This is a genomic window from Sphaerochaeta sp. (genome assembly GCF_050256055.1).
In the GTDB taxonomy this organism is placed as follows: Bacteria; Spirochaetota; Spirochaetia; order Sphaerochaetales; family Sphaerochaetaceae; genus Sphaerochaeta.
In genome coordinates this window covers 86,254-98,102 of sequence record NZ_JBFWIJ010000004.1, presented here as the reverse complement: position 1 = coordinate 98,102, position 11,849 = coordinate 86,254, and the positions used below count along the sequence as shown (strand labels likewise).

General features: G+C 52.1%; 11 protein-coding genes. 6 read left to right on the top strand and 5 right to left on the bottom strand.

The features are described from left to right. Positions 1-32: 32 nt before the first annotated feature. From AB7C91_RS02685 to AB7C91_RS02665, 5 genes are all read left to right on the top strand, one after another. The gene (locus AB7C91_RS02685; protein ID WP_332447930.1) at positions 33-605 is read left to right on the top strand and encodes an XRE family transcriptional regulator; all 573 of its coding nucleotides are present in this window, start codon (positions 33-35) and stop codon (positions 603-605) included. A 74-nt stretch (positions 606-679) separates the two neighbouring features. Next, complete coding sequence (locus tag AB7C91_RS02680) at positions 680-2,041, top strand: MFS transporter (protein ID WP_332447931.1); 1,362 nt, start codon at positions 680-682, stop codon at positions 2,039-2,041. 54 nt (positions 2,042-2,095) lie between these two features. Beyond that, positions 2,096-3,160 (top strand): peptide chain release factor 1, encoded by a 1,065-nt coding sequence (gene prfA, locus AB7C91_RS02675; RefSeq protein WP_332447932.1) that lies wholly within the window; start codon positions 2,096-2,098, stop codon positions 3,158-3,160. Between the two features lie 3 nt (positions 3,161-3,163). Then, the gene (gene prmC / locus AB7C91_RS02670) at positions 3,164-4,024 is read left to right on the top strand and encodes a peptide chain release factor N(5)-glutamine methyltransferase (RefSeq protein ID WP_428589051.1); all 861 of its coding nucleotides are present in this window, start codon (positions 3,164-3,166) and stop codon (positions 4,022-4,024) included. Beyond that, the gene (locus tag AB7C91_RS02665) at positions 4,009-6,039 is read left to right on the top strand and encodes a RelA/SpoT family protein (protein WP_332447934.1); all 2,031 of its coding nucleotides are present in this window, start codon (positions 4,009-4,011) and stop codon (positions 6,037-6,039) included. The genes prmC and AB7C91_RS02665 overlap by 16 nt, the downstream gene beginning before the upstream one ends. 2 nt (positions 6,040-6,041) lie before the next feature. Here the strand turns inward: AB7C91_RS02665 and AB7C91_RS02660 are convergent, their stop codons facing one another. Continuing rightward, positions 6,042-7,676: a putative manganese-dependent inorganic diphosphatase gene (locus tag AB7C91_RS02660; RefSeq protein WP_428589047.1), complete on the bottom strand. Its 1,635-nt coding sequence runs from the start codon at positions 7,674-7,676 to the stop codon at positions 6,042-6,044. A 112-nt stretch (positions 7,677-7,788) separates the two neighbouring features. Between AB7C91_RS02660 and AB7C91_RS02655 the strand changes: the two genes are divergently transcribed. Then, a complete protein-coding gene (locus AB7C91_RS02655) occupies positions 7,789-8,235 on the top strand; it encodes an RpiB/LacA/LacB family sugar-phosphate isomerase (RefSeq protein ID WP_332447936.1) in 447 nt (148 codons plus the stop codon). On the opposite strand, the gene AB7C91_RS02650 is transcribed toward AB7C91_RS02655, so the two are convergent. From AB7C91_RS02650 to cdd, 4 genes are read right to left on the bottom strand one after another with little or no spacing between them, the layout of a single operon-like run. Further along, positions 8,232-8,777, bottom strand: coding sequence for a hypothetical protein (locus AB7C91_RS02650; protein ID WP_332447937.1), 546 nt, complete (start codon positions 8,775-8,777; stop codon positions 8,232-8,234). The genes AB7C91_RS02655 and AB7C91_RS02650 overlap by 4 nt on opposite strands. Before the next feature lie 6 nt (positions 8,778-8,783). Beyond that, positions 8,784-9,308 (bottom strand): hypothetical protein, encoded by a 525-nt coding sequence (locus tag AB7C91_RS02645; RefSeq protein WP_428589044.1) that lies wholly within the window; start codon positions 9,306-9,308, stop codon positions 8,784-8,786. A gap of 2 nt (positions 9,309-9,310) precedes the next feature. Next, positions 9,311-10,582 carry a phospholipase D-like domain-containing protein gene (locus AB7C91_RS02640; protein ID WP_428589042.1) on the bottom strand — a complete coding sequence of 424 codons (1,272 nt, stop codon included), beginning with the start codon at positions 10,580-10,582 and terminating at the stop codon, positions 9,311-9,313. Beyond that, positions 10,582-11,751, bottom strand: coding sequence for a cytidine deaminase (gene cdd, locus AB7C91_RS02635; protein ID WP_332447940.1), 1,170 nt, complete (start codon positions 11,749-11,751; stop codon positions 10,582-10,584). The genes AB7C91_RS02640 and cdd overlap by 1 nt, the downstream gene beginning before the upstream one ends. Positions 11,752-11,849: the final 98 nt, after the last annotated feature.

Here is an 11,849-nt window from a genome sequence, read left to right as displayed (position 1 = left end):
TGTCAAACTTTTTACCCTGCAGGAGCACTGAAATGGAAAACCCTCCGATGATCGGCAAAAACATCCAACGTCTACGCACCAGCCGCAAGCTCACCCTCAATGTACTCTCCGAACGTTCGGGAGTTTCCAAGGCGATGCTCAGCCAGATTGAATCCGACAAGGTCAATCCTACCGTAGCAACCGTATGGAAGATAGCCCGGGGGCTCAATGTGGAACTGAATGACCTGCTCGACACCGATGATCAGCCCAAGCGGGTGTTTTCCCTCAATCCGGCAGGGGAGGACGCCCCCAAGCTTGAAACCCATGAGAACGGGGTTTCGATCCGGATCCTCAGCCCGCTGAACATGGTGGAGGAACTGGAAATGTACCTGCTGACCTTCGAGGCTCACAGCAAGCTGGCCAGTGAACCCCACTATCCGGGGACCCAGGAATTCCTTACCGTGGTCAAAGGTACGGTGAAAGTCCAAGTCGGGGAGAATCTGGCGGAGATCAAGAAAGGCGACTTTCTGGTCTACCATTGCGACGTCGAACACTCAATTTCCAACGAATCGAACCAACCGGCGGTCGTGCATATGGTCGTACGATTCACCGCGGACAAGCATTAGGATCCGAAACCTCAAATTTCTTTTTGACACACCTCCTTGCCTACAGTATAAGTGAAAGGCAAGGAAGGTGTTGTATGGCTACGAAAGGCAGTATGGTTTCCTATGGAATGGGGCGGTTCATCGCAGAGTTCCTCACCGGTGCGTTCGGGTCCATCGTGTTCATGTTTTATGAGACCGAAGTGGGATTGCCGGCAGTCTATGCCGCCATCGCAACCATTTTGTATTCGGTATGGAACGCAGTCAATGATCCGGTTATCGGATACATCACCAACAAACGGGCCCCTTTTTCCAAGCTCCTGGGCAGACGGTTCCCTTGGATCATACTCGGCTTGGTGTTTTCCAGCGTCTCTTTCGTCCTGATCTTCTCGGTCCCCGAGCGTTGGAATGCAAAAACCCAGCCGGTACCCGTGTTCTTATGGATGCTCATCACCATTTGCCTCTTTGACGGGCTGTACAGCTTGTGGGAAGTGAATTACCAAAGCATCTATGCAGACAAGTTCCGTTCCCAGAAGGAACGCACCGAAACGGCCGCCATCGGAACGGGCATCGGCGTGCTGGGAATTGCCAGTGGATTCATCATCCCTCCCCTGTTTTTCTCCTATGGGGATCGTGCAAGCTATTTCACCTGCGCGCTCATCATTGCCGCCGTCAGTCTGGTCTCCTCGGTTTTATTCGGGTATGGAGTCTTTGAGACAAAGGATATGATCAAGCGGTTTGCGCAACAGCAACAACATGAGGCACCTTCATTTTTCAGCCAGATGCGCAAGGCCTTGAAAAACAAGGACCTCCTTGCTTTCGTAATCTTGCTCTTTATGTATCAGAGTGGATGCATGTTGATGACCGCCAGCATCAACTATGTGGTCAAATATGTACTCCAGGCGAAAAGCAACCAAGCTACCCCGATCTTTGCCGGCATGCTCGTCGGCACCTTGCTTTCAATTCTGCTCTGGACCCAAGTGGCCAAACATTTGAAGAACAACCAGAAAATGCTCTTCATTTGCTCCCTCTTCCTTGCACTCTTCGCATTCCCCTTGACCTTCCTTTCCAACCTTACCGCATACATCGTTGTCATGGCCCTCTGGGGCCTGGGATTCGGAGGATTCTGGACCTTCATGAGTCCTGCCATGGCCGATGTGATCGACAACCTGGTGGTCCAACAACATAGGCGTGACGACGGGGTGGTATTCGGTATGCGGGCATTTTTCATGCGCTTCAGCTATGCCAGCCAAGCGGTTGTCTTCTTCCTCGTCCATGAACTGACCGCTTTCAACCCTGATGCGGTGACAGAGCGTGCACGAATCGGAATTCGGCTGCATATGGGGGTAATTCCAGCCCTGTTCTTTCTCGGGGGGGGATTGTTGTTTTTGAAGATGAACCATCTCGGTCCTGCACAAGTGGAAGAAAACCGGGTATTACTCAAACAACTGGATATCTAGCAACGCTATGCAAAGCGGCGGCACTTTTGTATACTTTGCTGTTAGGAGATACCCATGCTGAAGAAACTGCCCGAATATGAAAAGCAGCTTGCAGATATAGATGACAAACTCAGTCGTCCAGAGACAATGCAGGATATGAAGCTCTATAAGAGCCTCAATCAGGAACGCGCACATCTTGCACCGATCATTGATGAACTGAAAACCATGCAGAGCCTGAACAAGCAAATCGCCGATGCCCAGCAGCTCTTGAAGGAAGAGGATGATCCACAGATGTTGGATCTTACCCGTGAGGAATTGCATGAACTCGAAGCCGCCTTGGAGAAGAGCGAACAGAAAACCAAGCTGTTGCTCATCCCCCCTGATCCCTTGGAGGGCAAGGATATCATCATGGAGATCCGAGCCGGAACAGGCGGCGACGAAGCAGCCCTGTTTGCAGCCGATTTATTCCGCATGTATTCGCATTTCGCCGATGCAAAGGGGTGGAAGATGGAAATTCTCTCCACCAATGAGACCGGCATCGGGGGATATAAGGAGTTGGTCGTATCCATCAGCGGAAAAGACGTATATGGTTCGCTTCGCTGGGAAAGCGGGGTGCATCGGGTACAGAGGGTGCCGGAAACCGAGAGCGGTGGACGCATCCATACCAGTGCGGTGACCGTGGCGGTACTGCCCGAAGCGGAGGAAACCGATATCGAGATCCGTCAGGAAGATTTGAAAGTCGACGTCATGCGCGCCGGTGGTCCGGGTGGCCAATGCGTCAACACCACTGACAGTGCAGTCAGGCTGACCCACCTTCCAACCGGCCTCGTCGTCATCTGCCAGGATGAGAAAAGCCAGATCAAGAACCGTGCGAAGGCCCTGCGGGTTCTGCGTTCACGCTTGTATGATCTGGAGGAAGAGAAAAAGCAAAAGGAACGGGCACAGGCTCGCAAAAGCCAGGTTGGCTCAGGCGACCGCAGTGAACGCATCCGTACCTACAATTTTCCGCAAAACCGTTTGACCGACCATAGGATCAATCTGACTTTGTACAAGTTGGAATTGATTCTTGCCGGACAGCTTGACGAGGTGGTGGAGGCATTGAAGATAGCCGCCGGCGAGGCTGCCCTGAAGGAATCCTAACCAGTGACGATTGTGCAATGGAAGGCGGAAACCGTACGCCTGCTCAAGCAAGCCAAATTGGACGAAAGTGCCGATCTTGACGCCCGTCTTTTGTTACAGAAGGCCACCGGCATGGATCAGATTCAGCAGTTGATCGCCCATGATCACACTCTCTCCGAGCAAGAGCTGGCAAATCTCTCCGTCCTGCGTTCCCAACGCCTTGCGCACAAACCGATGGCATACATACTCAAGGAGAAGGAATTCTTCGGCAGGCCGTTCGCGGTGGATGAACGGGTTTTGATCCCCCGTCCCGATACGGAAACACTTATCGAGGCTGTACTTGCGTTCGCCCATACCAAAGACCGCGCTTCTCTTCTCCCGATCATCGATGTCTGTACCGGAAGTGGGGCCATCGGGATTACCTTGGCATTGGAGCTGGACGTAGAGGTGACCCTCAGTGACATCAGCAACGACGCCTTGCAGGTTGCCGACTCGAATGCAAGAGCCCTGTTGGGGCACAGCCTGCCGTTGGTGGAAGATGATCTTTTGGCACATGCAGCACAAACCTACGGCATCATCGTCAGCAACCCTCCGTATCTGAATGCAACCTGGTGCGAGCAAGTAAGCAAGGAGGTGTCCTGGGAACCCAGGCTCGCCTTGGATGGGTTTGGGAGTGACGGGTTGGATCTGATCAGAACGCTGGTTGCGCAAAGTACTCGATATCTCAGAAACGGAGGGGCACTCTTTTTGGAGTGTGACTATCGACAGGCCAAGCAGGTTGCGGCTATGCTGGTTGCACACCAATTTGGGTCTGTAACCATTGAACAGGATTTGGCGGGATTGGACAGGGTTGTCTGGGGGGTGCACACATGTACGAACAACTGATCGAACGGTTCATCCAGAAAGCAAACAAATATCCCAAGGCCGACCAAGAGAAAATACTTGCCGCCGCCAGTTTTGCCGCCAGCAAGCATGAGAACCAGAAGCGTGCCAGCGGGGAGCCGTACCTCATCCACCCGCTTGCCGTCGGTGAAATCCTTATTCAGCTCAAGATGGATGCCGACACGATCTGCGCCGGATTGTTGCATGACACGCTGGAAGATACGGATACGACGCATGAGGAATTGGCCAATTTCTTTGGGAACAGCGTCGCCGACATGGTGGAAGGCGAAACCAAGATAGCAAATCTCAAGACGATGAACAAAAGCCTGCAGGAAGCGGAGACGATCAGAAAGATGTTCTTCGCCATGAGCAAGGACATCAGGGTCATCATCATCAAACTCGCCGACAAGCTGCACAACATGCGTACTATCCAGCACCTGAACCCGGAGCGCGCCCGGGAAATAGCCGGGGACACCCTGGACATTTTTGCCCCGCTCGCCGACCGGCTGGGTATCTCATGGCTGAAGGATGAGTTGGAGGACTTGAGTCTGAAGGTTCTCAAACCCGATACCTTCAACTACATCCAGGAATACTTGTTAAGCAAGAAAAGCGAACAGAAAGCATATTTGAGCAGGATCGAGAAATCCATCTACCGTGCATGCGGCGATGCCCAGCTCAGCGACGTGTTGGTGACCAGCAGGGCGAAGCATACCTATTCGATCTATATGAAGATGAAGAAGCGTAAAAAGGAAATCGACGAAATCTTCGATATCCTTGGGGTGCGCATTCTGTGCAACACGGTTACCGAGTGCTATACAATCCTCGGGGTTGTCCATAGGCTTTGGCCGCCCATCGAGGGTCGCTTCAAGGACTACATCGCCATGCCCAAAGCGAACAACTACCAAAGCCTCCATACGACCGTTATGGCGCTGGATGGCAAATTGCTGGAGATCCAAATCCGGACCAAGGAAATGCACTTCACCGCGGAATACGGTGTCGCCGCCCACTGGACCTACAAGGCGGAAACAGGCAGTGAGAGCGGTGCGTGGTCCAATATGGACAATGAACAGTTCTCCCGCATCATCAGCAAGCTGAAAACCTGGTCGAACGAGATAGAGACCAGTGAATCCTATATGGATGACATCAAAGGCGAATTGCTGAAGGACACCATCTACGTATTCACCCCCCAAGGCCATATCGTGGAACTGCCGGCGAATGCCACCGCCTTGGACTTCGCCTATCAGATTCACACGGAGGTAGGCAACCATACTACCGGAGCGAAGGCGGATGGCTCGATCATTCCCCTGAATGCACCGTTGAAGAATACCCAGGTCATAGAGATTCTCACAAGCCCCAATGCACGGCCGCATCTGCAATGGCTTCGCTATGCCCAGACAAACAGCGCACGCAAGAAAATCAAGGCATGGCTCAACAAATTCGATGAGAACATCCTCATTGACAAGGATATCATCGCAAAACGCAAAACCGTCGAACCTCCGGTGAAAACGGAGCCGCAACAGGTCATCCAGCCGCCCTTGGATGATGAGAACATCGTCCGACAGGTTTTTGACGCAAAGAAGGTGAAATTCCGCGTCGGTGATGAAAAGAACATGATGATCCATATCGCCCAATGCTGCTCACCGGTGCGAGGGGATGACATCGTCGGCTATATCAGCCGAGGAAGGGGAATCATCGTCCATAAGCGCGATTGCCCGAATCTTAAGAATATGAGCGAAATCGTCGACCGCTCCATCGAGGTTGAATGGGAAACGGAATTCCCCAAGCTGACCAAGCGCTTCAGTGTGACGAGTAAACGCACCTATGATCTCTTCGGAGAAATTGAAGGGGCCCTGCGCAAGTATAAGGGACATTTGATCGAAGGGAGGCTGCATGACGATGAGGAAGGAAAACTCATGGGAACCTTCACCATGGAGGTTGAACGGGAAGAGGACTTCAAGAAAATCATCAAGAATCTGAAGACCATACCCAGCATCAACACCATTGCAGAAATCAAATAGGGCTATTCTTCCAGTACACGCAGGATTTCAGGCAACAATTGTTTCTTTCGTGACAATACCCCCGGCAGCCAGAACTTGCCGTCCCCATCTTTCTCATACGCCAATTTCCGCTCAAAGAGCGGCATACTGGTCATCAGCAGAACGCTGTTTTCCCGAACGACATCAGTGATCAGGAACATCGCCCAATCCAATGCATGGGTTTGTCTGACCTTCTCCAACTCGGTGAGGTATGCAGTCTTGTAGTCGTCGACATCGGTCAATGTGGTGACTTCACACTGCCCGATACCGAACGTCACCCCGAGTTCCTTGTATTGCTTGAAGTCGGCTTCCAACATCTTCCGCGGATCTTCCTTGGCAAGCGAAGCCCCGCTTTGGAACATCGTCTCTCCGAATTTTCGCATGTCTGCGACATTCCCCAACTGCAGAAGATCCTGCACGGCAGTATAATCCTCAAACGTGGTGGTCGGACTCTTGAGCATGATGGTATCACTGATGATGCCGCTGAGCAGCACCTTCGCAAGATGTGCGGGAACCTCTACCTGATTGCGGACGAACAATTTATAGATGATCGTACACGTCGAACCAAGGGGTTCGCAACAGATGAAGATCGGATTTCTGGTCTTTGCCGCACCGAGACGATGGTGGTCGATTATTTCAACAACCTCCGCCTCATCGATGCCAGGAACCCCCTGTTCGCTCTCATTGTGGTCCACCATGATCAGCTTGGTCTTCGGTTTCTCCAGAAAACAGCGCCTGGTCACGAATCCGGTATACTGATTCCCGGTGAAGACCGGAAGACCCCGGAATTCACTGTCAGCGAGGATATCCCTTGCCTCATCGAACAAACAGTCCGATTGCAAAATCGGCGGGTCCTGGAGCATCAGCTGGACGACAGGGACACACAATCGCAGCAGGCGCAACGTCTCGGCAGTGTCATGCTGACTGACAAACACCACCCCTTCATACGATTCCCAGTCCACTTTTGCACTGACTTGATCCTCAATCCCTGTCAAAATGATAGCCGGAATCTGCAGTTCGATGGCTTTTCGAATGTGATCTTCCCTGTCTCCGACCACCAGAATGGGAGGGCTTCCTTCCAAAGCATCCATATGTTTGCAGAAGATCACATACCGCATGGCACCAACCATGATCGGAGCATCGAAAGTGGTCCGGCTTCCTTTCTGCAGGAATGAGCCCTTCAACACCTTGGGAAAATTCTCCGCTACAAAATGGTATACCGGACGTTTGCCGCTGTTTTCCTTGAGGATGAAACTACTGACTTCATCGACGCTGAGCAACCCGCGGTATCGCTGGCCTTCCATGACCGGTACGACCGAGGATCTGTTGGAAGAACCGTAGAAGGAGACTAGTTTGTATACCGGATCGACGGTTTGCACCACGTCCTGTGTTGTACGGGTGACACTCATCACTTTTGTCCGTACATCCTTGATGAAAGGGGGTGGGGAGATACCAAGTCGTTCGAATTGCGCCTTGGTGGCATCGTTGAGATTCCCGCACCGTACCGGAAGATAGGTATTCGTAGGATCCAGCTTGTTCTTCAGATAGGCATAGCAATATGCAGCACAGATGCTATCCATATCAGGATTACGATGCCCGCTCACATAGATCTCAGCCACTGCATACTCCTTCGGATGCCCCATTCTACTCCAGTTGACGATTGCTGGCAACTCGGATCTGCTAGGCAGAGTGTGACAAATCGGGTACCATCAACGTACGGAGGAAACACAAATGCCTAAGGTAGTACTTGCGAACGACCATGGGGCCGTGGAATTGGCCGCCACTTTGAAAGAATATCTGCAGAAAATCGGATATGAGGTGAACCATCTTGGGGTGTTTACCAATGAATCGGTTGATTATCCCGACCAAGCACAGGCAGCCTGCCTGGAATACAAAAAGGGAGGCTATGAGTTCGGCATCGTACTCTGCGGTACCGGAATCGGGATCTCCATCAGTGCGAACAAGATTGAAGGCATCCGTTGCGCCTTGCCGCAGAACAGCTATGCCGCCGGCATGGCACGTCGGCACAACAATGCAAATTTCATTGCCTTCGGTGGAAGGATCGACTATACAGAGGATCCTGTGGACATGCTTGAGGCATTCATGGATGCCAAGTTCGAAGGGGACAGGCACCAACGGCGTGTCGATAAGATAATGGCCCTCGAGCACAGCTGCTAACGATAATCCCGATACGTCCCCACAGCGTAGAAATCGAAAAGAATCACATCGAAGAGAAGACTGACTTGATGTGTTTCCAGGTTGTAGGCAAGATTCAGGGTGAACAGACGCTCGCGCTTGCCTGCAACCGGAGTCCCTACCGTCAACGGGGTAAGGGAGAGAAGCAGGTGGGACAATCCAAAGGCCCCATCCATCCGGTATGGGGAAAACATGAGTCCCGCTCCCAATAAGGTGTTGATCCCAACCCCGGCTACGTTGGTTGCCGTGGAACGCTGGCCCAACAAAGCTTTCCGTGCAACGATCGACAGCGAAGCATCTCCGAACAAGGAGGGAATGAGCTGGGTATCGAGTTGTGCATCCAATTCCCAGGTGTCGGTTAATCCCAGCGAAAGGCCGGTGGCCAGTTTCATCCTGCTTGGGTCAAGCGATCTCTCATACAGGTGCGCGTCCCCCCCCAGGGTAAAAGCCAAATCAAAATACCCGGCGAACACAGGCAGGGAAAGCAATATGACCAGAACACACAACGACAACTTCTTCTGCATACGGACCTACTTGAATAAAAAGGTATATCGGATGAGGTTGATCCCCCAACTGTCCATGGTCATGTCGGCTGGGTCATAGACCACGAAGGGAACAAGGAATTCATACCAAAAGTCCTTGGCGCTCAACTTGAAGGGACTGGCTGAGAACGAAACCAAAGTCATGTGGCGCATCGGATCATACTGATACGCCATGCTTATCATCGGGGTATAGGCGATGACGTTCTGGCTGATGGAGTTGAACGGATGCTTGATGGTTCGTAGTATATCCACATTTATTCCGCATTCGAGATACGGAACCACCCAATCTCCGTTCTGGTCGGTTCCCACGGCAACCTTTGCGGTCAAGGAAGGGTTGCCAAATGGCAGGTACCAAGGCTTGTAGACAAACGACAGCTCGGTTCCGCTCGATACCCTCCCTTGGCTTTCCTCAACCGATTGCCCATACCATCCTGCCCCGTAGCCAAGGGTACGTGCACCGAGCATGTTGAGCACGATCATCAGGGCACAGGAAAAAACAACCATTCGTTTCATGCTCAACCTCCAAAGAACCCGAAGAGATACCGGGGCAGTGCATCAATGGTGTGCCAGGAATCGGCCATATCCTCGGTAATGGGAATCGTATTTTCGTACAATGCGGCAAAATGGTCCTTCAGCTGGAGGGCAAGGGCGGCATCGTCAATAAGCAGCGAAGTCTCATAGGCCAGATTGAATGAACGGTAATTCACATTCGTCGACCCTACGAGCACATAGCGGTCATCGATGATCATCAGTTTCTCATGCAGCAAGCCCAATGACCGGACTTTCTCGCTCTCCACCCGTAGATCGATGCCCATGGTCAACAATTGCTTGGTCATGTATTCAATTCCCTTTCGGTTGGTTTCCCGCTTATCGAACGGAATGACCATCTTGATCTTCACTCCGCGTTCACTTGCCTTGCGGAACGCCTCGAGCATGGAATCATCAAAGAACGGAAGGAACGGAAGTACTTCGATGCTTGTCTTCGCCTGAGCAATCATCGTCCCGTACAGTTGGCTCAGCTTTTTTGAATCGGGATGTTGGTCGACGTACCAAGCGGTATAGGTATCCAATCCATCAAGCGTGGTCTGGTCGACGGAAAAATCCTCCCGGCGCACCGTCTCCCAACTTCGGTCGTTCCACCAGGGCACAAAATGATCGAGCATGATGGTACAAAGCTGCGGGGAATAAAACTCATACATGCTGTCCCGCTGCAATTGGTCATCGGTCGCTCCGATGGAGATATAGTTGAGATTCATCCCTCCTACAGCCAGATGTTTGCCATCCACGATGACGAATTTACGATGATCCCGCACGGCCAGACCCACTGTACTGATCAATCGGGTGCCGGACATCGGGTTGAATTCCAAAATATGGACCCCGCTGTCCCGTAGAAAATTGAGGGGAATCAAATGGTAACGGGTATCGGTCATATCGAAGGCACCGATACCATCAACGACAAAATACACCCGGACCCCGCTTTTTGCCTTTTGCACGATGGCTGCATACAAATCCTCAAGTTCGGCTGAACTGGAAGCGAGAAATGAGGAGGTGATGATGTAGTCCTGTGCTCCCTCCACCAATTCCTTGATCCGATCACGCCAAGCCTTGCCGTCTTGGTAGACGACAGGAGTGCTGATTTGTACTTCAGGAATGGAGAATGCAGCATACTTTTCATTCAGAGGAATCTGCGAATCCAATACATACGGGTCGAGCATTTGCCTTGTGTTGGTACAAGAGCTGAACAAAAGCACGATTCCAAGCGAACAGAGTAAGAGAAATCGTCTCATCATGACCTCATGCTCGGGAAAATGAATGGATGCGGCAACAGGTCGGCAAACCGATACACCTGATGAACACCTCCCCTGCCTTCAGCATAGGCCACGTCAACCAGATGGATTTCCGTTTCCGGTCGGCTGAATTCAGCAAGCACCTGCAGGCACTGGGCGCAAGGAGGAGCCGGAGGAGCATCTTCGCTGACCACCACCACTTTCGAGACTCCCAACGCACCTTCAGCGGCAATTGCATGCAACACCGCATTCCGTTCCGCACAGATGGTCGCCCCATAGCTGGAATTTTCCACATTGCATCCACTGTATACCCGGTTGGTGGCACTACTGACGACACTCGCCCCGACTTTATACTCGGAGTAGGGGGTGTAGGCATGCTTACGGGTCTCATACGCCTCTTCTACGGCAATGGCGAGCAATTGTTCCTCTCCCATCAACGGAGAAGCGGCAACCAAGACTTTGTTGGCACCAAAGACCGTTCGCTCATCGCTTCCCTTGAGGGATGCAAGCAAGGAATTGAACTGCTTGAGCGTGGAAAAATCCTCGAAGGCATCGAGCGAGGAGAGAATGTAATCGGCTCCTGCTTCGGCAAGCTCGGAAACGTTGAAGGTGGTCTGGACTGCGCATACTTCGCATCCAGCCGCTTTTCCCGCACGTATGCCGTTGATGGCATCCTCAATGACCAGACATTGGTCGGTAGGAAGCCCCATGTTCAGGGCGGACAGCTGATAGATATCCGGATTCGGCTTGTTGCGTCTGATGCGGTCACCGGTGACCACCTCATCGAAATCAGCCTCAGTAAGGCCGATGGCCTTCAGGTTCATCTCGGCCTTCATCTTCGCGGCACTGGTGGCAAGGGCAAGCTTCAACCCTGCTTTTCTTGCGTTGGTAAGAAAACGATGTACACCGGGCATGGGACCTCGGTCCTGGGCATATTGGTCATAATAGGCGAACAATGTATGCCTGGCCTGCTCGAAATCAATCGACAAGCCATATTTCTCTGCAACGCCGCATAAAAAGCGTTTGTCACCGGCCCCGATGAATGGAGTAAAATCCTCCGGTTGTACCTGTACCCCTAAATCTGAGAAGTACGACATTGCTGCATGGAGAATAACAGGCTCTGAGTCGATGAGAACCCCATCCATATCAAATAGTATTCCTTCGATCATTTCAGCTCCTCTCCGGTAGTGTAGTGAATTCAGCTGTGTGTGACAATTCTCCGACATACACTCCCAAATGACACAAAACGGCAGCACTCGGCTGCCGT

Excerpts from the sequence above, each read along its gene's own strand:
- AB7C91_RS02685 (WP_332447930.1), top strand. The coding sequence starts at position 33 with ATGGAAAACCCTCCGATGATCGGCAAAAACATCCAACGTCTACGCACC.
- AB7C91_RS02680 (WP_332447931.1), top strand. The coding sequence starts at position 680 with ATGGCTACGAAAGGCAGTATGGTTTCCTATGGAATGGGGCGGTTCATC.
- prfA (WP_332447932.1), top strand. The coding sequence starts at position 2,096 with ATGCTGAAGAAACTGCCCGAATATGAAAAGCAGCTTGCAGATATAGAT.
- AB7C91_RS02665 (WP_332447934.1), top strand. The coding sequence starts at position 4,009 with ATGTACGAACAACTGATCGAACGGTTCATCCAGAAAGCAAACAAATAT.
- AB7C91_RS02655 (WP_332447936.1), top strand. The coding sequence starts at position 7,789 with ATGCCTAAGGTAGTACTTGCGAACGACCATGGGGCCGTGGAATTGGCC.
- AB7C91_RS02650 (WP_332447937.1), bottom strand. The coding sequence starts at position 8,777 with ATGCAGAAGAAGTTGTCGTTGTGTGTTCTGGTCATATTGCTTTCCCTG.
- AB7C91_RS02645 (WP_428589044.1), bottom strand. The coding sequence starts at position 9,308 with ATGAAACGAATGGTTGTTTTTTCCTGTGCCCTGATGATCGTGCTCAAC.
- AB7C91_RS02640 (WP_428589042.1), bottom strand. The coding sequence starts at position 10,582 with ATGAGACGATTTCTCTTACTCTGTTCGCTTGGAATCGTGCTTTTGTTC.
- cdd (WP_332447940.1), bottom strand. The coding sequence starts at position 11,751 with ATGATCGAAGGAATACTATTTGATATGGATGGGGTTCTCATCGACTCA.